Source organism: Micromonospora sp. NPDC047548, from assembly GCF_040642975.1.
Classification (GTDB): Bacteria; Actinomycetota; Actinomycetes; order Mycobacteriales; family Micromonosporaceae; genus Micromonospora.
The window spans coordinates 163,258-188,179 of record NZ_JBEYTI010000011.1 but is presented as its reverse complement, the minus strand read 5'-3'; the positions used below and the strand labels follow the sequence as shown (position 1 = coordinate 188,179).

The 24,922-nt window shown below is 73.6% G+C and carries 21 protein-coding genes, 1 pseudogene and 1 CRISPR repeat array; of the genes and pseudogenes, 7 read left to right on the top strand and 15 right to left on the bottom strand.

All coding sequences use genetic code 11. The annotated features are described in order from the left end of the window. The 11 genes from ABZ807_RS14860 to ABZ807_RS14810 all read right to left on the bottom strand — a co-directional run. A partial coding sequence (locus ABZ807_RS14860) for an AAA family ATPase (RefSeq protein ID WP_357156846.1) occupies positions 1–845 on the bottom strand: 845 nt, incomplete at its 3' end. 963 nt (positions 846–1,808) lie between these two features. Further along, positions 1,809–2,630, bottom strand: a complete 822-nt coding sequence (locus ABZ807_RS14855; RefSeq protein ID WP_357156843.1) for a CoA ester lyase — start codon at positions 2,628–2,630, stop codon at positions 1,809–1,811. Next, a complete protein-coding gene (locus tag ABZ807_RS14850) occupies positions 2,630–3,817 on the bottom strand; it encodes a CoA transferase (RefSeq protein ID WP_357156840.1) in 1,188 nt (395 codons plus the stop codon). The genes ABZ807_RS14855 and ABZ807_RS14850 overlap by 1 nt, the downstream gene beginning before the upstream one ends. Further along, positions 3,817–5,760, bottom strand: a complete 1,944-nt coding sequence (locus ABZ807_RS14845; RefSeq protein ID WP_357156837.1) for an SUMF1/EgtB/PvdO family nonheme iron enzyme — start codon at positions 5,758–5,760, stop codon at positions 3,817–3,819. Before ABZ807_RS14845 ends, ABZ807_RS14850 begins: the two co-directional genes overlap by 1 nt. Then, positions 5,757–6,692 carry a ribokinase gene (locus ABZ807_RS14840; RefSeq protein WP_357156834.1) on the bottom strand — a complete coding sequence of 312 codons (936 nt, stop codon included), beginning with the start codon at positions 6,690–6,692 and terminating at the stop codon, positions 5,757–5,759. The genes ABZ807_RS14845 and ABZ807_RS14840 overlap by 4 nt, the downstream gene beginning before the upstream one ends. Before the next feature lie 76 nt (positions 6,693–6,768). Then, positions 6,769–8,169 (bottom strand): ADP-ribosylglycohydrolase family protein, encoded by a 1,401-nt coding sequence (locus ABZ807_RS14835; protein ID WP_357156831.1) that lies wholly within the window; start codon positions 8,167–8,169, stop codon positions 6,769–6,771. 76 nt (positions 8,170–8,245) lie between these two features. Further along, on the bottom strand, positions 8,246–9,379 hold the full coding sequence (locus tag ABZ807_RS14830) for an ADP-ribosylglycohydrolase family protein (protein ID WP_357156828.1): 1,134 nt from the start codon (positions 9,377–9,379) through the stop codon (positions 8,246–8,248). 2 nt (positions 9,380–9,381) lie between these two features. Beyond that, the gene (locus ABZ807_RS14825) at positions 9,382–10,677 is read right to left on the bottom strand and encodes a sugar ABC transporter substrate-binding protein (protein ID WP_357156826.1); all 1,296 of its coding nucleotides are present in this window, start codon (positions 10,675–10,677) and stop codon (positions 9,382–9,384) included. A 37-nt stretch (positions 10,678–10,714) separates the two neighbouring features. Then, on the bottom strand, positions 10,715–11,554 hold the full coding sequence (locus ABZ807_RS14820; protein WP_357156824.1) for a carbohydrate ABC transporter permease: 840 nt from the start codon (positions 11,552–11,554) through the stop codon (positions 10,715–10,717). Between the two features lie 2 nt (positions 11,555–11,556). Next, complete coding sequence (locus ABZ807_RS14815) at positions 11,557–12,489, bottom strand: sugar ABC transporter permease (protein ID WP_357156822.1); 933 nt, start codon at positions 12,487–12,489, stop codon at positions 11,557–11,559. Next, a complete protein-coding gene (locus tag ABZ807_RS14810; protein WP_357156820.1) occupies positions 12,486–13,598 on the bottom strand; it encodes a LacI family DNA-binding transcriptional regulator in 1,113 nt (370 codons plus the stop codon). Before ABZ807_RS14810 ends, ABZ807_RS14815 begins: the two co-directional genes overlap by 4 nt. A gap of 911 nt (positions 13,599–14,509) precedes the next feature. Between ABZ807_RS14810 and ABZ807_RS14805 the strand changes: the two genes are divergently transcribed. The 4 genes from ABZ807_RS14805 (at position 14,510) to ABZ807_RS14790 (ending at position 16,905) form a co-directional block, all read left to right on the top strand. Continuing rightward, positions 14,510–14,719 carry a hypothetical protein gene (locus tag ABZ807_RS14805; protein WP_357156818.1) on the top strand — a complete coding sequence of 70 codons (210 nt, stop codon included), beginning with the start codon at positions 14,510–14,512 and terminating at the stop codon, positions 14,717–14,719. After that, positions 14,716–14,994 carry a type I-E CRISPR-associated endoribonuclease Cas2e gene (gene cas2e, locus ABZ807_RS14800; protein ID WP_357156816.1) on the top strand — a complete coding sequence of 93 codons (279 nt, stop codon included), beginning with the start codon at positions 14,716–14,718 and terminating at the stop codon, positions 14,992–14,994. Before ABZ807_RS14805 ends, cas2e begins: the two co-directional genes overlap by 4 nt. A gap of 18 nt (positions 14,995–15,012) precedes the next feature. Beyond that, positions 15,013–15,704: a CRISPR direct-repeat array (repeat unit 21 nt; unit sequence GTCGTCCCCGCACGCGCGGGG). Beyond that, on the top strand, positions 15,705–15,998 hold the full coding sequence (locus ABZ807_RS14795; RefSeq protein WP_357156881.1) for a GNAT family N-acetyltransferase: 294 nt from the start codon (positions 15,705–15,707) through the stop codon (positions 15,996–15,998). Positions 15,999–16,107: 109 nt separating this feature from the next. Beyond that, positions 16,108–16,905, top strand: coding sequence for an alpha/beta fold hydrolase (locus tag ABZ807_RS14790; protein WP_357156814.1), 798 nt, complete (start codon positions 16,108–16,110; stop codon positions 16,903–16,905). A 60-nt stretch (positions 16,906–16,965) separates the two neighbouring features. Here ABZ807_RS14790 and ABZ807_RS14785 read toward each other — a convergent pair whose 3' ends face one another. Continuing rightward, positions 16,966–17,901, bottom strand: a complete 936-nt coding sequence (locus ABZ807_RS14785) for a phosphotransferase (protein WP_357156812.1) — start codon at positions 17,899–17,901, stop codon at positions 16,966–16,968. A gap of 41 nt (positions 17,902–17,942) precedes the next feature. Beyond that, a pseudogene (locus tag ABZ807_RS14780) lies at positions 17,943–18,511 on the bottom strand (dihydrofolate reductase family protein). Positions 18,512–18,585: 74 nt separating this feature from the next. Between ABZ807_RS14780 and ABZ807_RS14775 the strand changes: the two are divergent. Continuing rightward, entirely contained in the window at positions 18,586–19,158 is a 573-nt protein-coding gene (locus ABZ807_RS14775; protein ID WP_357156810.1) for a TetR family transcriptional regulator, read from the top strand. 86 nt (positions 19,159–19,244) lie between these two features. Then, entirely contained in the window at positions 19,245–20,393 is a 1,149-nt protein-coding gene (locus ABZ807_RS14770; RefSeq protein ID WP_357156808.1) for a polysaccharide pyruvyl transferase family protein, read from the top strand. A gap of 59 nt (positions 20,394–20,452) precedes the next feature. Here the strand turns inward: ABZ807_RS14770 and ABZ807_RS14765 are convergent, their stop codons facing one another. Together ABZ807_RS14765 and ABZ807_RS14760 are read right to left on the bottom strand one after the other, a co-directional pair. Then, entirely contained in the window at positions 20,453–20,650 is a 198-nt protein-coding gene (locus tag ABZ807_RS14765) for a hypothetical protein (protein WP_357156805.1), read from the bottom strand. Between the two features lie 173 nt (positions 20,651–20,823). Then, positions 20,824–21,699 carry a PfkB family carbohydrate kinase gene (locus ABZ807_RS14760; RefSeq protein ID WP_357156803.1) on the bottom strand — a complete coding sequence of 292 codons (876 nt, stop codon included), beginning with the start codon at positions 21,697–21,699 and terminating at the stop codon, positions 20,824–20,826. A gap of 61 nt (positions 21,700–21,760) precedes the next feature. On the opposite strand from ABZ807_RS14760, the gene ABZ807_RS14755 reads away from it, so the two are divergent. Further along, positions 21,761–24,910: a DEAD/DEAH box helicase gene (locus tag ABZ807_RS14755; protein ID WP_357156801.1), complete on the top strand. Its 3,150-nt coding sequence runs from the start codon at positions 21,761–21,763 to the stop codon at positions 24,908–24,910. Positions 24,911–24,922: the final 12 nt, after the last annotated feature.

Here is a 24,922-nt window from a genome sequence, read left to right as displayed (position 1 = left end):
ATCAGTTTTGGGGCGGCGGTGGTGCGGGTGCCCAGGTTGCGGGACCAACCGGGGATCCGCTTGACCAGGAAGATCTCTTCCAGGGCTTGGAGGTAACGTGCGATCGTTGGCCGGCTCAGTCCGAGTGCGGATTCGAGGGAGTTGGCGGCGATGATGGTCGCGGATCTAGCCGCGAGTAGGCGTACCAGCTTGCGTAGCTCGCCCTTGTGCTGGATGTCGGACAGCTGCAGGACATCGCTCTCGATGAGCGCTTGGACGTACGCGTCGAAGAACCGTTGGCGGCGCCGTGAGTCGGCGCGGGTCGTGGCCTCGGGCAGGCCGCCTCGCACGATTCTGGCCGCGTAGTCGGCGCGGGTCACGTCCGACTCGTGTCGTAGTTCGGGGCCGAGGGCGAAGATGGCGTCGACGAATCCGTCCGGCTCTCCATCGAGTTCGCCTTGGGAGAACGGCCAGAGCTCGACGGTTTCCATCCGGCCGGGCAATGCGTCCGGGGCAGCCACCATGCCGAACAGCCGCGATGATCCGGTGAGCAGATACCGGCCGGGACGAGGGTCCTCGTCGACGGCTGCCTTGATGGCCAGCAGCAGCTCGGGGGCGCGCTGGATCTCGTCAACGACCAGGAGTTCGGAGGAGTCCACGAAGCCGACCGGGTCGGCGATCGCTGCGGCCCGGTCCTGTGCCCGGTCGAGATCGCGGCACTCGGCGAGACGACCGCCGGCGACGATGCGAACGAGGGTGCTCTTGCCTGCTTGGCGTGCTCCGCTGATCAGAACGACGCGGGTGTCGGCCAGGGCGGCGTTGACCTGCGCGGCGGCGCGGCGTGGGATCAGGTGCGGTGTGGGCACATGTCATGATAACCGGCACGCTTTCGATCTGCGAGAAGACTTACTTTCGATTTGCGGCAACTCCATGTTCGATTTGCGGGGCCTTGGTGTTCGATCTGCGGCTGTCGACCGCGAAGATCGCCACTCGTCTCCCACTGGACTTGGAGCACGCGCGTCAACGTCCTCTGGGCCTGCACTCGGCGACAAGCCTGTACCGTGCCGAAACCCGTCGCATGCCCGTGACCTCGGGCTTTGCTGATCGGGGTCAGGCTGCTCGCTGGTACTCGTTGATCACGCCGCCGAGGATCCGTCGTCGCCGTATCGGGGCGTTGACCGGGATGGCGGCGGCCGGATCGTGGTTCGGTGGGTGTTGGGCGAGGCTCTGGTGTGGACGGTGTCCGTGGAGGGGTCTTGGCCACGTCGATGCCGTCGGCGGGGAATACCGTGTCGAAGGGCTCGGTGAGCTTGGTGTCCCGGTCGCGGATCGGGAACCGGAACTTCGTGATCCGGTTGCCGAGGCCCATGACCAGGTTGCGGGCCTGTTGGGTGGTCCACGCGGTGGTCGGGTGGGCGGTGACGCCGAGGATGTGCACCCGGCGGGTCGCGACCTCCATCACCACCAGCACGTACAGCCGTCACAGGGTGACGGTGTCCAGGTGGAAGAAGTCGGTCGCCAACAGCCCGGTTGCCTGGGCACGGAGGAAGGTCCGCCAGGAGGTGTCGACGCCTCGCGGTGCGGGGCATTGGCCGGGTTCCAGCCCACCATGGTGTGCCCGCCTCCGCGACGGCTACCTGCTCCACATCGCTCAGTCCAGGAGGTCGGCCTCCCAGTCCGTCCGCTGGATTAGCACGTCCAGCTCCCGCAGTTCCCCGGGCCAGTCCGTCGGCGCGGGGGCCGCAGGTCCGCCACCGGCAGCGCCGCGAGCATCCGCAGCCCAAACGGAGCTGGCGCAGTGCCGGCCCACGACCACCGCAGACAGTCGCTCAATGGGCGTAGCGGGCGGCGAGGTCGACCACGCGGCGGGCCGCCGCGACCATGGCCCGGTCGGCGAAGCGCCCGTCCGGCAGCACCACCGTGCCGGAGTCGCGGGTCTGCGCGTCGGCGACCGCGGCGAGCAGTTCCCGGGCCCGGGCCACCTCGCCGTCGGCCGGGCGGAACGCCTCGGCGATCACCGGCAGCTGGCGGGGGTGGATGGCGGCCCGGCCGAGGAAGCCGAGCCGTCGCCCGGTGACGCACGAGGCGGCCAGGCCGGCGAGGTCGGTGACGTTGGCGTACACCGACATGGCCGGCGGCGGCAGGCCGGCCGCACGGGCCGCGACCACGATCCGGCCGCGCGCCCAGAGCAGGCCGTCGTCGGCGGCGACGCCCAGGTCGGAGCGGAGGTCCGCCTCCCCGAGCCCCAGCGAGGCCATCGCGGGGTGGGCGCCCGCGATGGCGTACGCGGACTCCAGCCCCACCGCCGACTCGATCAGCGGGTGCAGCGGGGTGTCGACCCGGGCGGCGACGGCGGCGACGGCCGCTGCGGACTCCACCTTGGGTAGCCGCAGCCCACCGAGCCCGGGTGTCCCGGCGACCGCGGTCAGGTCGGCGTCGACGTCCGGGCCGGTCAGCTCGTTGACCCGGACCTGGACCGGCACCGGCTGCGGCTCGCCCAGGAACTCGGCGACCGCGTCGCGGGCGTACGCCTTGCGTCCGGCGACGACGGCGTCCTCCAGGTCGAGGATGACCGCGTCGGCGCCCGAGTCGACCGCCTTGGCGAACCGGTCGGGCCGGTCCCCGGGCACGTAGAGCCAGGTCAGCAGCATCAGATCACCCCGCGCTCGCGCAGCGCGGCCAGGTCGTCGTCGGTCAGGCCGAGCGCGCGGAACACCTCGTCGGTGTCCTGGCCGTGGCGGCGGCCGGCGTGCCGGATCTCCCCCGGGCTGGCGGACATCCGGAACGGCACGTTCTGCATGCGGACCTCACCCAACTCCTCGTCGGGGACGGTGACCACGGTGCCGAGCGCCGCGTACTGCGGGTCGGTGAGGATGTCGCGCACGTCGTAGACGGGGGCGACGGCCGCCTGGGCAGCCTCGAAGGCGGCGACGACCTCGTCCCGGTCCCGCTGGGCCACCCAGGCGCCGACCGCGGCGTCGAGTTCGTCGGCGTGCGCGGCCCGGCCGCTGCCGGTGGCGAACCACGGCTCGTCGACCAGTTCGGGGCGGCCGACGAGGCGCATCACCCGCTCGGCGATGCTCTGCGCGCTGGTGGACACGGCCACCCACCGTCCGTCGGCGCAGCGGTAGGTGTTGCGGGGCGCGTTGTTGTTGGACCGGTTGCCGAGCCGGGGCTGGACGTAGCCGAGCTGGTCGTACCAGGTGATCTGCGGGCCGAGCATCGCCATGATCGGTTCGATGATGGCCAGGTCGACCACCTGGCCCCGGCCGGTCAGGTCTCGGCCGCGCAGGGCCAGCATGACCGCGTACGCGGCGGCGAGCGCGGTCACCGAGTCGGCGAGGCCGAACGGGGGCAGGGTCGGTGGACCGTCGGGCTCGCCGGTGGCGGCGGCGAAGCCGCTCATCGCCTCGGCGAGGGTGCCGAACCCGGGCCGGGGCGCGTACGGGCCGATCTGGCCGAAGCCGCTGATCCGGGCGATGACCAGCCGCGGGTTGACCGCGTGCAGCTCGTCCGGGCCGAGACCCCAGCGTTCCAGGGTGCCGGGGCGGAAGTTCTCCACCAGCACGTCGGCGTCGGCGAGCAGCCGGAGCAGCAGCGCCGCGCCCTGCGGGTCGGAGAGGTTGCAGGTGACGGTCCGCTTGTTGCGGCCGAGCACCTTCCACCACAGGCCGACCCCGTCCCTGGCCGGGCCGTGCCCCCGCGAGGGGTCGGGCTTGGCCGGGTGCTCCACCTTGAGCACGTCGGCGCCGAAGTCACCGAGGAACGCGGCGGCGAGCGGCCCGGCGAAGAGGGTGGCCAGGTCGACGACCCTGACGCCGTGCAGCGGCGCGGTCATCACGCCTCCCCCGGCAGATCGGCGGCGCAGCGGAAGCCGATCGAGGGGGAGCGGGTGAGGCCGGCACCGGTGAGTAGCAGCTTCAGCGAGACGTCGGGGGGCTGCGGGCCGCCGTCGAGGTACCAGTCCGAGCCCTCGGCGCGGTACGCGCAGCCGCCCTTGAGGATGACGAACCGGGTACGTCCGTCGGAGTGTTCACTTTCGGTCAGGTTCCACACCAGGGGCTCGCGCCGGACGAGCAGTCCCACGTCGGCGGCCACCTGCCACTCGTCCTCGGTGGGCAGCCGCAGCCCGGCCCAGTCGGCGTACGCGCGGGCGTCGGCGAGGTCGACCCCGGTGACCGGGGCGTCGGCGGGGCCCTGCCCGGCGGTGAACCGTTCCGGTCGCACCGGGCGGTAGCCGGTGGCGGCGAGGAAGCGGGCGTACTGGCCGTGGGTGACCTCGTGGGTGCCGATGGCGAAGCGGCCGAGCCACACCGTCCGATGCAGGGTGCCGGTGTGGTGCAGCCGGGGTGGCAGCGGCTTCCACTCGTCGACGTAGGGGGCCTCGCCGTACAGGCCGGTCTCCCGGACCCGGTGGCGGACGGTCAGCTCGTGGCGGCCGGCCTCGACGGTGGCCATGCCGTCGGGCAGGGCGGCCGGCCGCGCCCACGGGGTGCGGGTGCGGACGGCGGCGCGGGCCGGGAAGGACGGGTCGCCGGTCGGCGGTGCGTGCCGGGGCACCGGGGTGTCGGTGGCGACCACGGCGGCGATCGCCCCGCCGGGCAGCGGTCCGCCGACGGCGACCCGGCCGTCCTCGAGTTCGGTGACGGTCAGCTCGGTGCCGGTGACCAGGTCCATGAAGCGTTCCGGGCGGCGGTCGGTGACCAGCCATGGTCCGTCATGATCGGCGCCCCGGTTGACCACCGTCCACAGCGGCTGGTCGTCGTGGGTCCAGCGGGACGCGTACACCTGGCCGGCGCCGGCGTGGTCGGCGAGCGGCACCCAGTCCTCGGACCGCAACCACGCGGCGTGGCTGGCCTGCACGCGGCGCATGGCCCGCAGCACGGCCTTGTCCCGGTCGTTCCAACCGACCCAGACGCCGAAGACGCTCTCCCAAACCAGCACGCCGCAGCCGTTGAGCCAGGCGGAGTGCAGCTCGTCGAGGTGGCTGCGGTGCCAGCGCCGGGTGTGGTGCAGGATGTGCCGGCGTTCGAACCACTTGGCCCGCAGCACGCCGGGGGTGTCGGAGTCGGCGAACCACTGGGCCCAGGACATGGCGTGGTCGGCGATGCGGGCCAGGGGGACCCGGCTCTCCCCTTCCAGGACCAGGCCGGGACGGACCGCGTCGAGGGCCTTGCGCAGCTCACCGGCGCCCTCCTTGAGGGTGTCCAGGAAGACCCCGTCGACGCCGAGGGTGGCGGCCAGCGCGGCGACCTCCTCCGCGTCGCTGCCGGGCTCCCGCCGCGTGCCGGTGTCCCACGGGTTGTAGTCGACGAACACCCGGACCCCGTTGGCCTGGAACGCGCGTACCACCTCGGGCAGTTCGGGCACGTCGCGGTACCAGTCGAACTGGTTGCGCTCGTCCAGCCCGATCACCGGGTACGCGTGCCAGAGCACGATGCCGTCGAAGCCGCCGAAGTCGCGCCGCGCGGCGTCGAGGAACGCCTCGACGGTGAACACGCCCCGGTCGTGGTCGTACAGGGTCTCGTCCCAGAGCCAGGCGAGGCAGACGGTAGAGCAGTCCCCGGCGATCTCGTCGTAGTGCTCGCCGGTGTAACCGAGGCGGGCGCGGGCGTCGGCGCGCCACCGGGTGAGCTGCTGCCGCCAGGCGGGCCAGTCGGCGGGGTCGTCGGGGGCGGCGAAGATCTTCGCCTCGTCCAGGGTGGTCAGGTCGACGTGCGTGCCGAGCGGCACCTCGGTCGGCCGGTCGATCGGCCGTGGCACGTACGGGTTGAAGCTCACTCGGCCCCTCCGTAGGTGGCGGCGGAGAGCGCCTCGATGGCGGTCCGCTCGGGCAGCGCGGTGGACGCGCCGGGACGCTGCGCGCAGGCCGCGCCGGCGGCGCACGCCCAGCGCAGCACGGCGGTGGCGGTGTCGGCGGTGAGGCCGCCGCGTTCCGCGAGGGCGACCGCGAGGGCGCCGGTGAACGCGTCGCCGGCGGCGGTGGTGTCCACCGCATCGACCTTCGGCGCCGGCACCTCGATCCGGGTGCCGTCCCGGTCGGCGTACGCGGCGCCGCGTGCGCCGAGGGTGAGCACCACGCGGGGCACCATGGTCACCAGGGTGTCCAGCAGCGCGGCGGGCTCGTCGGTGAACACCCCGGCGACGACGGCGGCCTCGTGTTCGTTGACCACCAGCACGTCGACCAGGTCGAGCAGCTCGGTCGGCAGCGGCCGGGCCGGGGCGGCGTTAAGCACCACGCCGGTTCCCCCGTCGCGGGCCCAGCCGGCGGCCTGGCCGACCGCCGCCAGCGGCACCTCCAGTTGCAGCAGCAGCACGTCGGCCGAGGCGACCGCGGTCCGGTCGGCGTCGTCGAGGGCGGTCAGGGTGGCGTTCGCGCCGGGGGCGACCACGATGCAGTTCTCCGCCGCGTGGTCGACGGCGATCAGCGCGACGCCGGACGGCTCGTCCACGGTCCGCAGGCCCCGCACGTCGATGCCGGCGGCGACCAGGTTGTCCCGCAGCAGCGTGCCGAACTCGTCGGCGCCGACCGCGCCGACGAAGTCGCAGTCCGCGCCGGCCCGGGCGGCGGCGACCGCCTGGTTGGCGCCCTTGCCGCCGGGCACGGTGCGGAAGTCGTCGCCGAGCACCGTCTCGCCCGGCTTGGGCAGCTGCGGGGCGGTGACCACCAGGTCCAGGTTGGCGCTGCCGACCACCACCACGCGGGCGCTCACGCCGCCGCCTCGCTTCGCTCTGCGGCGGCGCGACGCGCCACGCTGCTGAGCCAAATGGTTCGCTCGCTCCGCTCGCTCACGCGGCACCTCCGTCCGCGCCGGCGTGGGCCAGGGCGAGGGTACGGTCGGCGAGCTCGTCGAAGCCGATGCCGTCGAAGCCGGCGATGCTGCTGGCCAGCCGGTTGCGCAGCGGAGCGACCCAGCGCTGCGGCAGCCCGGCCGCGCCGGTGAGCGCCCCGGTGACCGCGCCGACGGTGGCGCCGTTGGAGTCGGTGTCCCAGCCGCCGCTCACCACGGCACAGATGGACCGTTCCAGGTCGCCGCGCCCGTACGCGAGGGCCGCCGCGACCAGGGCGGCGTTGTTGCGCACGTGCACCCAGTGCAGGTGCCCGTGCCGGGCGTAGAGGGTGTCCACGATGTTCTCCCAGTCGTCGCTGCCGGCGCCGAGGGCACGCGCCTCCCGGATCGCGGCGGTGAACCGGCTGCCCGGCGGCAGCACCGACTCGCCGACGTCGAGCACCTCGTCCACGGTGCCGGCGACGGGTGCCGCAGCGGCGAGGGCGGCCACCCAGATCGCCCCGTACGCCCCGGCCCGGACGTGGCTGACCGCGGCGTCGCGCCAGGCGGCCTCGGCGGCCCGGTCGGGGCGGCCCGGATTGGTCCAGCCGTACACGTCGGTGCGGATCTGCGCGCCGATCCACTCCCGGAACGGGTTGTGCCGGCGGGCGGTGTCCGGCGGGGTGAGGCCGAGCAGCAGGTTGCGGTAGGCGACCCGCTCGGCGGTGAAGACCCGCGCGGCGGGCAGCCAGTCCAGCCAGGCCTGGGCCACGTCGGCGCTGGTGAAGCCGGGCCCGTGGGTTTCCAGGATGCGCAGGGCCAGCAGCGCGAAGTTGAGGTCGTCGTCCTCGGGCATGCCGGCGATGTTCTCGGCCAGGCTGGTCGGGGCGCTGCGCCGGTTCCACGGCCAGCGGGCGGCCACCTCGGCCTGCAGCCCATGCGCGGTGAACCAGTCGCGCAGCGGCCACCGGCCGGTGGCGGAGAGGATCTCCCGGATCCCGTCACGGGGGATCTTCTCCACCGGCTTGCCGAGCAGGCAGCCGGCCGCCCGGCCGAGCCAGGCGCCGTGCAGCCGGTCCCGGTCGACCCGGGTCGGCAGCTGCCAGGCGCCCGGCCAGCTCGTGCGGACGGCGTCGAGGTCGGCCGGCTCCGACTCCGCGTCGGGTGCGGGCCGGGCGTCGGCGGCGTCGAGCAGCGCGACGGCGAGCGCGCGCAGTTCCGGCGACGCCAGCACCGGCGAGGCGCCGCTGACCGGGGCGGTGACGCCACCGCCGGCCGCCGCCCACCGCTCGGCGAGGTCGCTGACGTCGCGGCCCTCGTCGACGCTGGCGGCCAGCTCGTGCGGCAACAGGTCCTCCGGCTGCACCCAGGTCAGCCGCAGCCCGCGACCGACGCCGGCGGGGCCTGCCGCCGCGCTCATGCCGGCACTCCGCTTCGCTCTGTGCCGCCATGAGGCACCACGGCACTGCATTGATGATTCGCTCGCTGACGCTCGCTCATGCCAGGCCGCCGAAGCGTTCGGCGCGGCGGGCGAAGCGGTCCCGGTCGCGCTGGAAGACCTCGGTGGCCACCTCGGCCAGCATCCGGGCCGGCTCGACCAGGTCGGTGCGGGACGCGGTGGCGACGGTGTCCGACCACTCGGCCGGCACGGCCGAGGCGCCGCCAAGCGCCCCGGCGACGGCGCCGGCCATGGTGGCGGTGGAGTCGGCGTCGCGGCCGTAGTTGACCGCGCCGAGCACCGCCGAGCGGTAGTCGCCGCGGGCCACGACCAGCATGCCCAGCGCCACCGGGAGTTCCTCGATGGCGTGCAGCCGGCTCGGGCGGCGGGCGCCCAGGCCGGGGCTGCGGTAGTCCTCCCCCACCGTGTCGTAGGGGGCGACGGCGGCGCGCAGCGCGGGGATCGCCGCCTTCCAGTCGTCGTACCCCCGGGCCTCCTTGACCACCGCGTCGATGGCGGCGCGGGTACCGTCGCGGGCCACGTCGAGCGCTGCGGCGATCACGTCGTCGACGCCCGCGCCGGGGGTCGTGGCGGCGGCGACCGCGGCGGCGAAGACCGCCGCGGCCTCCCGCCCGTAGCTGTGCTGGTGCGCCCCGGCGATCTCCACCGCCTCCGCGTACGCCCCGGCCGGGTCGCCGGCGTTGACGATGCCGACCGGTGCCATGTACATGGCGGCACCGCAGTTGACGATGTTGCCCACGCCGGCCTCGCGGGGGTCGGCGTGCGCGTGGTGAAGGCGGGTGACCAGCCACCGCTCGGCCGCGGCCAGCCGGTGGAAGGTCACCCCCTCCCGCTCCAGGTCCGGGATGTACACCACCCGCTCGATCAGGTCGGGCACGAGCAGTTCCACCACGTCGTACGCGTCGAGGTGGTCCCGCTTGGCCGCGTACGCCCGGACCAGGGCGTGGGTCATCAACGTGTCGTCGGTGATGTGCCCGTCGCCCTTGTGGTACGGCGCGAGTGGCCGCGCGGTGGCCCAGTCGGCGTGGTACGGGGGCACGATGCCCTCGACCCAGCCGTCGTAGCGGGCGCGGATCTGCTCCGGCAGTGCTGTCTCGGTGGCCCCGCCGAGGGCGTCGCCGACGGCGGCACCGACCAGACATCCGACCGACGTGTCGAGCAAGAGTGACATGGTTACCTCAGAACCTGCTTGCCACCGTCGACCAGCTGCGTGCCGAGCTGGTCCAGGGTGATCTTGTTGGCGAAGTACTGCTGGAGGGCCGGGGTGGCGTACTTGGTCTTCCACTCCGGGTAGCCGTCGACCTTCTGGAACGGCGCGACGGTCAGGTCGGCGGCGCTGTCCGCGGCGACGTCCCAGCCCTGCTTGCCCTCGGTGGCCTTGACCAGCTCCTGGTTGGCCTGCTTGCCGGTAGGCACCAGCCAGTCACCCTTGGCGAGGGTGGCCATGTTGGTGGGGTTCAGGAACCACTGGAGGAACTCCGCGGCCTGCTTCTTGTGCTTGCTGTCCTCGGAGATGGACAGGGTCTGCGGGTTGGCGGCCTGCTTGGTGGAGAGGCCCTTGATCGGCGGGAGGGTCACCCAGTCGAAGCCGGCCGGGGCCTGCTCGACCATCTGCTGGCGCAGCGACACCGAGCCGGGCAGCATCGCGTACTTGCCGCCGAAGAAGCCGGGCAGGGTGTCCGCGCCGCTCATGCCCAGCGCCTCCGGGGAGGCGGACTTGGTGGTGTAGAGCATGTCGTGGATCCGCTTCGGCACCTCCTTCTCGGCGTCGCCGACCTTCACCTCGGTCTTGCCGCCGTCGGTGTAGAAGAACTTGCCGTCGTAGTTCAGGGCCAGGTTCATCACCCGGTTGGTGGGCGACTTGAGCGCCCAGGCCACGCCGTACTGGCCGGGCTTGGTGAGCTTCTGCGCGTTGGCCTGGAACTCGTCCCAGGTCCAGCCGCCGTCGGCGGGCGGGACGGCGATGCCGGCGGCGTCGAGCAGCTTCTTGTTGGCGATGACGACCTGCGACTCCAGCAGGAACGGCACGCCGGTGACCTTGCCGTCGACGGTGACGGTGTCCCAGACGCCCTGGTCGATCTGGCCCTTGAAGTCGTCACCGAGCAGCTTGGAGACGTCGGCCAGGTAGCCCTGCTTGCTGAACTCGCCGATCGCGGAGGCCTCGTAGTGGACGATGTCCGGCGCGTCGCCGCCCTCGAAGGAGGTGAGCAGCTGGTCGTGGACGGAGTTCCAGTCGCCCTGGACGTACTCGACCTGGATGTCGGGGTGTTCGGCGTTCCACTTCGCGACCAGGTCCTTGTTGGCCTGGAGCGACTCCTTCTGCCAGGCCAGGCTGAGGAAGCGCAGCTTCACCGGGCCGGACGACGCCTCGTCGGAGCCGCCGCCGTCACCGCAGGCGGTGAGGGCGCCGAGGCCGACGACCGCGACCGCGGCGGCCGCCGCGAGTCGACGGAATCTGCTACGGAGCATGGGGGATTCCTCCTTGGGTGGTGGGTGGGGGACGGTGTCAGCCCTTGACCGCGCCGGCGAGCGACCCGGACGAGAGCCGGCGTTGCATGAACGCGAAGAAGATCAGGCTGGGCAGGGTGGCCAGCAGGGATCCGGCGGCCAGGGGGCCGAGCCGGGCGGTGCCCTCGATGCCGACGAAGCGGGCCAGGGTCACCGGCAGCGTGGCCAGCTCGGGGTTCTTGAGCAGGACCAGCGCGAAGAAGAACTCGTTCCAGGCGGAGATGAAGGAGAACAGCGCGGTGGCCACGATGCCGGGCGCGAGCAGCGGGAAGACCACCCGGCGCAGGACCTGGAGCCGGGTGGCGCCGTCGACGCTGGCCGCCTCCTCCAGCTCCCGCGGGATGTTGCGGACGAAGCCCTGCAACATCCACAGCGCGAAGGGCAGCGCCCAGACCACGTAGATCAGCACCAGCCCGGCGTGGCTGTTGGCCAGCCCGACCTCGCGCAGGATCAGGAAGATCGGGATGATCAGCAGCACGAACGGGAACAGCTGCGACAGCAGCACCCAGCCCAGCGCCGCGGTGCCGAGCTTCGTCCGGAACCGGGCGAGGGCGTATGAGGCGGGCATCGCGACGAGCACGGTGAGCACCGCCGAGGCGAGCGACACCTGGAGGCTGTTCAGCGCGGCCCGGCCGAGTTCCTGCTCGGTGAAGGCCTGGACGAAGTTCTGCACCGTCGGGTTGGTGGGGATCAGCGTGGGGTGCAGCTGGACCAGTTCCCGGGGCGGCTTGAAGGCGGTGGACACCAGCCAGACCAGCGGGAACCCGAGGAAGATCAGGTAGCCGGTCAGGGCGACGTACTGCAATGTCCGCCCGGTGCGGCTCGGCTTTCCGAACATGCCTAGTTCGCCTCCCTCAGCCGGCGGCGCAGGTAGACCGCGAGCAGCGCGACGATGATCACGACCATGACGTTGCCGAGCGCGGCGGCGTAGCCGTAGTTGCCGTAGCGGAACGCCTCCTCGTAGGCGAAGAGCATCGGCAGCATGGTCTTGCCGCCCGGCCCGCCGGCGGTGAGGACGTAGACCAGGCCGAACGAGTTGAAGTTCCAGATGAAGTCCAGCGAGGTGATCGCAACGATCACCGGCGCGAGCGCGGGCAGCGTGACGTTGCGGAACCGGTGCCAGGTGCCGGCGCCGTCCACCGCGGCCGCCTCGTGCAGCTCCCGCGGCACGCCCTGCAACCCCGCCAGCAGTACGACGGTGGTCTGCGGCATGCCGGCCCAGACGCCCACGATGATCACCGCCGGCAGGGCGGTGCTGAAGTCGCCGAGCCAGTTGGTGCGCATCCCGTCCGCGCCGACCTGGTGGAAGAACTCGTTGAGCAGGCCGGCGTCGGGGTGGTAGATGAGCTTCCACAGGATGCCGACCACCACCGGGGGCATCGCCCAGGGCACCACGGCCAGCACCCGGGCCGCGCCCCGGAAGCGCAGCTGCTGGTTGAGCAGCAGGGCCAGCCCGAGGGCGAGCAGGAACTGCAGCACGGTCACCCCGACCGCCCAGAGCAGCCCGATCTTGAACGAGTTCCAGAACAGCTCGTCACCGAGCAGTTCCCGGTAGTTGGCCAGCCCGGTGAAGCTGATCTCGACGTGCCGGCCGGCGCGGGCGTCGGTGAAGCCCAGGTACATGCCGCGCAGCAGCGGGAAGACCGACAGCACCACGATCGGCAGCAGCGACGGGAGCAGCAGCAGGTAGATGCCGAGCCGGTCGGAGCGGGAGCGGGCCGCCCGGGGCCCGTCGGCGCGGGCGACGTCGGGCCGTTCGGCCACCGTGGTCATGCCGTCACCTCCGGGGTACGCGGCGTGGGTAGGTCCGCGCCGGCCGGACCGGTCGCGGAAACGAACAGCGGCGCGGCGTCGGGCACGGCGGCGCTGGAGGCGCGGACGGCGAGGCTGGGCGCGACCTGCTCCCGGCGGGGCGGCAGGGTCGGGTCCGCGATGCGCTGCAGCAGCAGCTCGGCGGCGCGCCGACCGCGCTCGGTGGAGCCGAGCGAGACGCTGGACAACTGCGGGAACATCATCCGGGCCAGTTCGGTGTCGTCCATGCCGACCAGGGCCACGTCCTCGGGGACGCGGTGGCCGGCGACGAGCAGGGCGTGCAGCGCGCCGACGGCGATCAGGTCGTTGGCGCAGACCAGCGCGTCGGGGCGGGCCCGGGCGAGCAGTCGTTCGGTGGCGGCACGGCCGGCCGCGTACTGGAAGTCGCCGACCTCGACCAGGCGGTCGTCGAGGTCGATGCCGTGCGCGGCGAGGGCGGCCCGGAAGCCGGCGTCGCGGGCGGCGCCGGGGACGGTGTCGAGCGGGCCGTTGACGAAGCCGATCCGCCGCCGGCTCGCCGCGACCAGGTGGTCCACGGCCAGCCCCACACCGGTACGGGAGTCGGTGCGCACGTTGTCCACCGGCGCGTCGGCGGCGAGCTGGCCGACCACCACCACCGGTACCGGGCTGTCCACCAGCGCGGCGAGGTGGTCGTCGGTGACCCGGATCGGGGAGACGATCATGCCGTCGACGTAGCGGTGGGCGAGCTGGCGCAGCAGTGCGGTCTCGTTGGCGATCTGCCCGCCGGTGGCGTGCACCAGCAACTGCCGGCCGGAGGCGGCGACCACCGACTCGATGGCCCGCATCATCTCAACGTAGACCGGGTTGCCGATGTCCTCGACGGCGAGGGCGACCAGGCCGGTGCGCTGGGACTGGAGTGAGCGGGCGATGGCGTTGGGCACGTACCCGACCTCGGCCGCCGCCGCACGCACCTTGCGGATGGTCTCCGGGCTGCCGCCGACGCCGTTGAGGACCCGCGAGGCGGACGCGATGGAGACACCGGCGCGGGCGGCGACGGTGTGGACGGTGGGTCGGCCGTCGGTCGACTCCTGTAAACGTTTACGACCCACGCCCCGCACCTCCAGCTCTCTGCTGTAAACGTTTCCGGGAGTCTGCGCCTGACCCGACGGTCAGGTCAAGGGCTCGTTACGAAAACGTTTCCAGTCGCGCTGAGCTGGGGACCGCGGCGAGCCGGGCCGGGAAGGGCGGCCAGCCGTCCGGCGTTGGGCGGTGTGTGAGAATCGGTCAGGCCGTGACTGTGTCGAGGTGGAAGAAGTCGATGGCCAGCAGGCCGGTGGCCCGGTTGCGCGGGAACGTTCGCCAGTTGATGTCCTGCTGGCGGGGCGGCGGGCCGACACGCCGGCGGGCCAGGATTCGCCGGATCGTGCCTGCCCCGATGCGGTGGCCCAGCCGCTGTAGTTCGCCTTGGATTCTGCGGTGGCCCCATCACGGGTTTTCGCGGGCCAGCCGCAGCACCAGGTCCCGGATTTCGTCGCTGACGGGTGGCCGGCCTGGCTCGTTCGGGTAGGTCCAGGGCGTCGACCCAGCCGGCGGTGCCAGGCCAGCAACGTCGCCGGGGTGACGATTCGATGTGTCCGCATCCCGCGGGGCAGCAGGTGGGCCAGGGCGGACAGGATCGCCCGGTTCGGCCAGGACAGGTACGGCCGGCCCCGAACCTGGCGGCGTAGCACTGCCACCTCATGCCGTAGCGCGAGGACCTCGACCAGCAGCGCTGTGTCGCTGCGGATCAGCAGCCCCAGTCCGCCGAACAAGCGGATCATCTCGAGGTACAGCAGCCGTACGACCATACCGGCGATCATTTGGCCGGCTCGAGGAATCCCAGCTCACAGCATGTGCGACGGGTTTTGGCACGGTACACGACTACACGATCCCACTCGCGTTCGACCTGGCCGCCAAAGGCCTCACCAGCGAACGAGACGCGCGGACCGCCTTCCGCGACCGGGTCGCCGACGGGAAGCTGATGACCCGCATCGTCCAGGACATCAAGACACTGCTCCTCAGCGAAGGCAGCGAGATCACCGACCAGGACGCCCACGAACTCTGGGACGAGGACCTCGGCTCCGTGCCAGGAGGCATCAACTGGGCCACCGACTACGCCGGCAGCCTCGACGGCAGCTCCTTTGTCGGAGTCACCGGACCTGACCTGGGCGAGCCAAAGGTGGACTTTTGACCGTCATCGTCCTCATCGCCGTAGCCGAAGGACTCCGCGGCCACCTCACCCGATGGATGATCGAAGTCGCCGACGGCGTCTTCGTCGGCAACCCCAGCACCCGCGTACGCGACTGCCTCTGGACACTCCTCGCCACCAAAGTAGGAGACGGACAAGCCATCATGATCGAACCAGCCCAGAACGAACAAGGCTGGGCCATCCGCACCGCCGGCCGCGACCGATGGCTACCCGTCGACCTCGACGGACTGATTCTCTCAGCCCGACTCCGCCGATAAACCCCCAGGTCAACAAGTGTCGTCCCCGCACGCGCGGGGGTCTTCCGCCGGCGTCCTCGCCGGGAGCGATGCTGTTACGGTCGTCCCCGCACGCGCGGGGGTCTTCCCTCCACCAGCGTCGCCCCAACCCACTTGGAGATGTCGTCCCCGCACGCGCGGGGGTCTTCCCGTGCGGGCCACGAACATCCGGTCGGCCGCGTCGTCGTCCCCGCACGCGCGGGGGTCTTCCCCCGGGAACGGTCGTGCCCGTCGCCATGCCCGCGTCGTCCCCGCACGCGCGGGGGTCTTCCTCTATGTCGACGTGGCGAAGAAGACGCAGCGGGGTCGTCCCCGCACGCGCGGGGGTCTTCCGACCCTCATGCAGACCAGTGCGGGTTGGCTGCCGTCGTCCCCGCACGCGCGGGGGTCTTCCGTGCTGCTGGACGCGGTACTCCTGGCTGACCCGGTCGTCCCCGCACGCGCGGGGGTCTTCCCGCTCTGCGGTGGCCGCGGCTCGATATCAACCTGTCGTCCCCGCACGCGCAGGGGTCTTCCCGACGGCCGGGCCCTCTGGGGGGAGCCCGGCCGGTCGTCCCCGCACGCGCGGGGGTCTTCCTTTGAACGGGCGTACCTCAACCGGCGCAAGGGCGTCGTCCCCGCACGCGCGGGGGTCTTCCCTACGACGGTTAGCTGTGTGTGGCCGGCGTTTAGTCGTCCCCGCACGCGCGGGGATCGGGCTGTTCTGGCCGCCCGCCGACGGGGCGGTCGAGTTCGGCTACGGCGTCGTACTCTCGCGGCGTGGTCGTGGCTACGCCACCGAGGCGGCGCGGGCGATCGTCGCCTTCGCCCTCACCGCGCCCGGTGTGCGGGAGGTGCGCGCCGACGTCGAACCGGCCAACCGGGCCTCGGTCCGGGTGCTGGAGAAGGCCGGGCTGCACCGGCGCCGCACCGGCGGGCGGTCGGAGCGGGCCGACGGGCCCGTCGACCGGTACGCGATCACGGCTCCGGACCTGTCCGGGCGGTGACCGGCCGCCGGCCCGGCGGGCGACCGTCCGCCGGGCCGGTGACCGGTGCGGTGCGCGGCCGGCCGACGTTGTACGGGTAGGCGCGGGACGACCGACGGGAGGCGCCACGGTGAGCTACGCGGACGTCAACGGGCTGCACCTCTGGTACGAGACGCACGGCAGCGGCCAGCCGCTGGTACTGCTGCACGGCGGGTACGGCGCGGTGGAGATGTTCGGCCCGATCCTGCCCGCCCTCGCGCAGCGGCGGCGGGTGATCGCCGTCGACCTCCAGGGTCACGGGCGCACCGCCGACGTCGACCGTCCACTGCGGTACGAGACGATGGCCGAGGACGTCGCCGCGCTGCTGCGGCACCTCGACCTGTCCGGGGCGGACGTGCTCGGCTACTCCCTCGGCGGTGGGGTCGCGCTGCGTACCGCGATCCAGCATCCCGCGTTGGTCCGGCGGCTGGTGCTGGTCTCCACCCCGTGTCGGCGGCAGGGCTGGTACCCGGAGGTGCTGGCCGCGATGGCCACCCAGGATGAGCGGGTCGGCGAGCAGATGCGCGGCACACCCCCGCACGAGCTCTACGCGCGGATCGCCCCCCGACCGGAGGACTGGCCGCAGCTCTGGGCCAGGACCGGCGACCTGCTGCGCCGCGAGTACGACTGGTCGGCCGAGGTCGCCGCCCTCACCGTGCCGACCATGCTGGTCTACGCCGACGCCGACTCGATCCCGGTCACCCACATGGCGGAGTTCTTCGGGCTGCTGGGCGGGGGTCGGCGGGACGCCGGCTGGGACGGTAGCGACCGGCCGGCTGCCCGGCTGGCCGTGCTGCCTGGCCTCACCCACTACGACATCGTCGCCTCGCCGGCCCTGCCCGCCGCCGTCCTGCCGTTCCTCACCCACCAGGTCCGCCCACCGGAGTGAGGGCACTGCGTTCGGCTGGCCGGACGTCGGTGGGTGGCCGGCGCCCGACCGACGGTCGGCTCAGCGCATCCGGTGCCGGATCCAGGGCAGCAGGGCGTCCGCCTGGGCCTGCTGGAACGCCCGGACGGTGGGGATGCCCGGCGGGGGCGGCTGCCGGGCGGCGTCGGTGAAGAAGCCGGCCAGGCCGGCGTACACGCCGGTCAGGGCGTCCGGGTCGACGCCGGTGGTGAGCGGGAGCCGGCGCAGCAGCGCCTCGGTGTCGTGCCCGCCGTGCAGCTGGACGTTGACCAGCAGCAGCGCGGTGTCCAGCCAGGCCGGGCCCCGGCAGGCGTGCGGCCAGTCGACCACCGTCACCGCGCCGGCTGGATCGACGAGGAGGTTGTCGGCCCGGACGTCGAGGTGGCAGAGCGTGTCGCCGTCGAGCGCGGCCAGGCCACGCGCGGCCGAGGCGCGCAGGTCGTCCAGCCGCGAGCGGGCCCACGGGTCGACGTCGACGGGCGGGTCGGCGGCGATCCGGTCCCAGCCGGTGAAGTCGTACGCCAGGCGCTCGACGGCGGTCGGCGCGTGCCGGACCGGATCGGGGGTGAGCGTCGCGGCCATCGCCGCCATCGTGTCGAGCACGGTGGTCAGCTCGTCGGTCCGCCACGGGGTGGCCGGGTGCCGGCCGTCGACGTCGGCGAAGACCAGCGCGACCCACTCGCCGTCGTCGTGGCGCCCGAGCAGCCGGGGCGTCGGGGCGGACGCCGGCAGCGCGGCGGCGACGGCCCCCTCGGCCCGGTGCAGCGTGACGCTGTGCGCGTTCTGCGCCGGGCTGACCGCCTTGACGAAGGCGCGTCGCCCACCGGCGGTGCGGACCCGGTCGGCGGTGCCGGGCGAGAAGCCTCCCGGCTGGGACACCGCCTCGACCACCCGGTCGCCGAGGACGTCCTCGACGGCGGACTGGACGTGGTGGGGCAGGTCCGTCCAGCCGATCCGGGTCTTCACCAGCTCACCCATCCGCCCAGCGTGGTCGAGGGCGGGGCCGGCGGGCAACCCCGTTATCCGGCGAGGTAGCGCAGGACGACGACCCCGCTGTCGAAGGGCCGGGTCTCCACCAGCCGGAACCGGCGCGGGTCGAACTCCCGGTCGACGATCGGCACGCCCCGGCCGATCAGGAACGGGTGGAGCTTGACCACCAGTTCGTCCACCTCGGGCAGCAGTTGGCCGGCGAGCTGTCCGCCGCCGGCGAGCCAGATGTCGCCGCCCTCCCGCCGCTTCAGCTCGCGGACGAACTCGACCGGGTCGGCGTCGACGAGGTGCACGTCCGGGTAGTCCGCCGGGGGCAGCGAGCGGGAGAAGACGTACTGCGTCAGGTGGGCGTACGGGCTGGTGACGCCGATGGCCAGCCCGGGTCGTAGGTGGCGCGGCCCATCACCACCGCGTCGAAGCGGCCTTCCGGCCGGTCGATGCCGAACCGGGCGTGGGTGAAGGTGGGAAACGTCTGCGGCCAGGCCGCCACCAGGTGCTCCCGCACGTCGGGTTCGAGCGGGAAGAAGTCGGCCGACCCGTCGGGGGCGGCGATGAAGCCGTCGAGGGTACTGGCGACGTAGTACACGAGCTTGCGCAAACCAACTCCTCATCACTACTGCTGTCGTGGTTGGGAAGCTACAACATCTGTCGTGGTTTCGCTAGGGTGATGCCGTGGCGAGAAACGTGGAACGGCGGGCGGCGCTGGCCGATGCCGGGTTACGGGTGCTGGCGGCGAGCGGGGCGCGCGGCCTGACCCACCGCGCCGTCGACGCCGAGGCCGGCGTCCCGGTCGGTACGGCCTCGAACTACTTCCGGTCACGCGACGCCATGCTCGGCGCGCTCGGCGAGCGGATCATGGAGCGGTTCGCCCCGGACGAACGCACTCTCGCCGAGCTGGGCGCCCGGGAACCCTCGCTGGAACTGTTCACCGACTACGTCCGCTACATCGTCGCGCGCACCACCGCCCAGCCGGAGCTGACCCGGGCGCTGATCGAGCTGCGGCTGGAGGCGGTGCGCCGGCCGGAGCTGGCCCGGATCCTCGGCGACACGCTGCGCCGTGGCTACCGCGACGACGTCGCGTTCCACGTCGCCGCCGGGCTGCCCGGCGGGGCGTTCGAGGTCGCCCTGCTGCACTACGGGCTGGACGGGCTCCTGCTCGACCTGCTCACCACCTCGATCGACGCCGGATTCGACCCGGACGAGGTGGTCTCCGCCCTCGTGTCCCGGCTGGTCGCCTGCGGGTGAACACCTCCCTGCCGCCGCCTGAGCCCGAGGTATGCCACCGGCCGCAACGGGAAACCGCCCGGGACGTACCTCGGGAGGAGTGACGGATGACAGACGGCGCCGGCCTGACCATCGGTGTGCTCGGCTCGTACGGCGGACGCAACCTCGGGGACGAGGCGATCCTCACCGGCCTCCTGGCCGACCTGCGCCAACAGGAGCCCCACGCCCGGATCATCGTCTTCTCCCGCAACCCGACGCACACCACGCTCGCCCACCCCGATGTGGAGGCGGTGCCCTGGGAGGGGGTCAGCCGGGTCGACTCCGCCGAGGTGCTCGCCCAGCTCGACCTGCTGATCCTCGGCGGCGGGGGCATCCTGTACGACCGGGAGGCCCGCCGTTACCTGCGCGTCGTCCGGGTCGCCCAGGAGCGGGGCCTGCCGCTGCTGACGTACGCGGTGGGGGTGGGGCCGCTGAATGACGGGGTCGACACCGGGATGGTCCGGGAGACCCTGGCCGGCGCCGTCGAGGTGACCGTGCGGGACCAGGAGTCCCGGATGGTGCTGGAGGAGGCGGGGCTGATCAACCCGGTCACCGTCACCGCCGACCCCGCGTTCCTGTTGGCGCCCGAGGAGTTCCCCAGCCAACTGCTGCGCGACGAGGGGGTGCCCGCCGGCAAGCGCCTGGTCGGGCTGAGCGTCCGCGAGCCCGGCCGGGCCGCCGAGCGGCTCGACGTCGACGGGTATCACCGGCTGATCGCCCAGATCGGCGACTTCCTGGTGCATCGGATCGACGCCTACGTGCTCTTCGTCCCGATGGAGCGGGACGACATCCGGCACTCGCACGGCGTGATGTCCCACATGACCGCCGCCGACCGGGGCCGGATCCTGCACGGCGACTACTCGCCCCGGCAGGTGCTCGGCCTGATGAAGCACCTCGACCTGGCGGTCGGCATGCGGTTGCACTTCCTGATCTTCGCCGCGATGTCGGGCACGCCCTTCCTGCCCCTGCCGTACGCGGGAAAGGTCTTCGACCTGGCCCAGCGGCTCGGGGTGCCGGCGCTGCGCGGCGTGGAGCGGGAGGTGGAGGGCCCGCTGCTCGCGGAGGTCGACCAGCTCTGGGACGAACGCGAGTCCCGGGCGGAGAACACCGCCCGGCTGGTGGCCGAGGTCTGCGATCAGGCCCGGGGCACCTCCCACGTCACCCGGGCCGTGCTGGACAGCCTGCGTTCCCGGGCGTTGGCCCGGGCGGACGCCTGACCGCCCCGCCGACAACGCACGGCGGCGGGTGCGGCGCGCCGGGCGGCCACCCGGACGGCTCAGACGGCCGGGCCGCGCCAGCAGTAGCGGTACCGGTCGCCGACGGACTCCAGTTCGTAGATCTGCGCGTCGGCCAACCCCTCCGGACCGAGGTGGTGGTGGGTCAGCGGGGGACGGTTGTTGCTGTCCAGCTCGACGTCGACCGTCTCGCCGTCCGCGGGGCCGTCCACCAGGGGAATCCGCACCGTTGATGCCATGGGCCCATCCTGCCCCGACGATCGCCGGCCCGCAGGAATTGCCGGGGCAGCGGGCCGGGTCGGCCGGGACCATGGTCCGGGAATGGACGACATCGAGATCGATCCCACGCTTGCGCCGGTCCTGGCCCGCACCGGCGAGGAGCTGACTGACGGCGAGACCGGCGTGCTGTGAGTCAGGCCCGCGGCAGCAGCCCGGGCGGGTACTCCATGCCGTCGTGGGTGCAGGCCGCGGCGGCCACCGCCGCCGCGTACGCCGCGGCCTCCGGCAGCGCCGCGCCGCGCAGCCGGGCGGCGACCAGGCCGGCGGCGAAGGCGTCCCCGGCGCCGTTGGTGTCCACCACCGGCGCGGCCGGTGCGGTGGCGGGCACCCGCACCGGCGCGCCGCCGCCCGGGTGCAGGTCGGCGCCGTCCGCGCCCCGGGTCACCACCACCGTGCGGGGCGCCAGCCCGGCGGCCACCGCCGGGGCCCGGTCGCCCAGCCGTACGCCGCTGACCAGGACCAGGTCGGCGGCCTCGGCGAACGGGCGGTGGTAGGGGTTGTGTCCGTCCCAGTCGTGCAGATCGGTGGAGAGCGGCACCCCGTCGGGCAGCGCGGCGCGCAGCACCGGCAGCCGGTCCCGCGCCCAGTCCATGATCGAGACGTGCACGTGGGCGGCGGCCCGGACCAGCCCGGCCAGCTCCTCGTCGGCGAACGGGGCCGCCGGGCCGGTCCAGGGGGACGGGTCGTGCAGCGACATCCGCCGCCCGGCCGGGTCGACCAGGTTCACGGACTGCCGGGTGCCGCCCGGGTTGTCGACCAGCACGGTGTGCACCGAGGTCCGGGCCAGCGCCGCGCGCACCACCTGACCGGCGGGATCGGTGCCGAGCACGTCCACCAGGGCGACCCGCAGCCCGAGCGCGTGCGCGGCGAGGGCCACGCCGGCGCCGGTGTTGCCGATCCGCGATTCGATCGGGGGGACGATGAGCGAGTCGGCGGCGGGCGGCGGGACCGCGGGCACGCGTACCCGCAGATCCACTCCCAGGCCGCCGACCACGAGCAGGTCGAACATGGCGCCGACGGTAGCCGGTGGACACCGCCTATCCTGGGCCGGGCGTCGACGAGGGGGAGCCGTGCTGGTCATTCACGGGTTGTGGCTGCTCGGCGTCGGTCTCGTCGTCTGGGCGGAGGACAGCCGGCTGCCGGCCCGGGCGCCGCGCCGCCCCGGTCGGGCCCCGCGCGAGCGCCCCCACCCGTTCGCCGCCGACCACGCCGCGCTGGCCGCCGCGCTGGGCGACGTCCCGGCCGGGGCCGGCTCGCTGCCGCTCACCCTGCCCACCCGGGCCGGCTCCCCGCTGGACTCGCCCGAGCTGGTGCGGACCACCGTCGCCGAACCGGTCCGCGGCCCGGTCACTCTGGCCGGGTGGCGGGTGCCGGTCCTGACGTACGCCCCGGACGACGCGCTGACCGTGCTGCGCGCCCTCGACGGGCCTGCCGCCGTGCCGGGCGCCACCCTGCGCCACCTCGCCGAGCTGGCCGAGTTCGCGGTCGACCTGGTGTCCCGGGGCCGGGTCCTGCCCGGGCTGGCCGAGCCCGCCCCGCCCCACGGCCGCATGGTGGCGGGGGCCCGGGCGCTCTGGCGGCCGCTGCTCACCGGCACCGACGCGGGCTGGGCGCGGTCGCTCGCGCTGGCCCTGCCCCCAGCCGCCCGGGCCGCCGCCGGGCCGCTGTCCGCCGCTGCGCCGCCGTCCGCCGCCGGGCGTGGAGCCGGCCGGGCCGCCGCCCCCGGCGATCCCGGGCCGGGCGGGCTGGTCGCCGACGCGCTGGACGCGCTGACCGACGCCGCCGCCCGGGTCGCGCTGGCCGACACCGACCTGGCCCGCGGCGGCCGCCGCGACGGGGTGGTCGCCGGCTGGCTGACCGCGCTGTCCGGGCCGGCCCGGGAGTTCACCGCCGACCCCGCCGCGCTGGCCACCCTGGGCGCCGAGCTGGACAGCTGGCAGCGTGACGCCGCCGGTGGCGCGGTACGGGCCAGCTTCCGGCTGGTCGAGCCGCCGGTCGACGAGATGGTGGATCCGCTGGTGGTGGTGCCCGCCGACCCGGCCACCGTGGTCCGGCACGGCGGCCGCTGGCGGGTCGAGTTCGGCCTCCAGCCCGCCGACGAGCCGAGCCTGCACGTCGACGCCGGCCAGGTCTGGCGCGCGCCGGAGACGGTGCCCGTGCTCGCCGGCCGGCGGGACGACCCGCAGGAGACCCTCCTGGCCGAGCTGGGCCGGGCCGGCCGGCTCTGGCCGGAGCTGGACGCCGCGCTGCGCACCCCCGCTCCGGAGGAGTTGGAGCTGGACGTCGAGGGCGCGCACCAATTCCTGCGCGACGGTGCCCCGGTGCTGCACGCCGCCGGCTTCGGGGTGCTGCTGCCGTCCTGGTGGCAGCGCCCGTCGGCGCGACTCGGCGCCCGGTTGCAGGCCCGCGGCCGCACCGCCCCGGGCACCGTCGCCGGCGCCTCCGGCGGGCTCGGGCTGGACGCGCTGGTCGACTACCGGTGGGAGGTGGCGCTCGGCGACGAGACGCTCGACGCCGACGAGTTGGCCGCGCTGGCCGCGCTGAAGACCCCGCTGGTGCGGCTGCGCGGCCGGTGGGTGGAGCTGGACCCGAAGCGGCTCGCCGCCGGGCTGCGGCTGCTGCGCTCCTCCGGCGAGCTGACCGTCGCCGACCTGCTCCGCCTCGGCCTGTCCGGGGCCGACCGTCCCGAGGCGCTGCCGGTGTTGGAGGTGACCGCCGACGGGCCGCTGGGCGACCTGCTCGCCGGGGAGGCCGAGCGCCGGCTCACCCCGCTCGACCCGCCGCCGGGCTTCAAGGGCACCCTGCGGCCGTACCAGCGGCGGGGGTTGGCCTGGCTGGCCTTCCTCCAGTCGCTCGGGCTCGGCGGGGTGCTCGCCGACGACATGGGGCTGGGCAAGACGGTGCAGCTGCTGGCCCTGCTCGCCGGGGACCCGCCGGCGGCCGGGCCGACCCTGCTGGTCTGCCCGATGTCGCTGGTCGGCAACTGGCAGCGCGAGGCGGCGAAGTTCACCCCGGGGTTGCGTGTGCACGTGCACCACGGCGCGGACCGGGCGCGGGGCGAGGAGTTCACCGACGCGGTGCACGCCGCCGACCTGGTGGTGACCACCTACTCGGTGGCGGCCCGGGACGCGGTCGCGCTCGCCTCGATCGGCTGGCACCGGGTGGTGGTGGACGAGGCCCAGGCGATCAAGAACGCCTCGACCCGGCAGGCCGAGGCGGTCCGGTCGCTGCCCGCGCGGCACCGGGTCGCGGTCACCGGTACGCCGGTGGAGAACCGGCTGGCCGACCTCTGGTCCATCATGCAGTTCGCCAGCCCCGGGCTGCTCGGCCCGGCCGCCAGCTTCAAGAAGGCGTACGCGGTGCCGATCGAGCGGCACGGGGACGCCGAGGTCGCCGCCCGGCTCCGCCGGATGACCGGCCCGTTCGTGCTGCGCCGGCTCAAGACCGACTCCTCGATCATCTCCGACCTGCCGGAGAAGCTGGAGATGGAGGTGCTCTGCAACCTCACCGCCGAGCAGGCGTCGCTCTACCGGGCCATCGTCGACGACATGCTGGCGAAGATCGAGTCCAGCGACGGGATGGAGCGGCGCGGCCTGGTGCTGGCCACCATGACCCGGCTCAAGCAGGTCTGCAACCATCCCGCGCAGCTGCTGCGCGACGGCTCGGCCCTGCCCGGGCGCTCCGGCAAGCTGGAACGGTTGGAGGAGATCCTCGACGAGGTGCTGGCGGCGGGGGAGAAGGCCCTGCTCTTCACCCAGTACGCCGAGTTCGGCGGGATGCTGCGCGGGCACCTGTCGGCCCGGTTCGGCCGCGAGGTGCTCTTCCTGCACGGCGGGGTCGGCAAGGCGGACCGGGACGCGATGGTCACCCGGTTCCAGTCGCCGGGCGGCCCGGCGATCTTCGTGCTGTCCCTCAAGGCCGGTGGCACCGGGCTGACCCTCACCGCCGCCAACCACGTCGTCCACGTCGACCGGTGGTGGAACCCGGCGGTGGAGGACCAGGCCACCGACCGGGCGTTCCGGATCGGCCAGCGCCGGCGGGTCCAGGTACGCAAGTTCGTCTGCGCCGGCACGGTGGAGGAGAAGGTGGCCGCGATGATCGCCGACAAGCGCAGCCTCGCCGCCTCGGTGGTGGGCAGCGGCGAGCAGTGGGTCACCGAGCTGTCCACCGCCCAGCTGCGCGAGCTGTTCGCGCTGGAGGCCGGGGCGGTGGTCGAGTGACCGGCCCGGAGC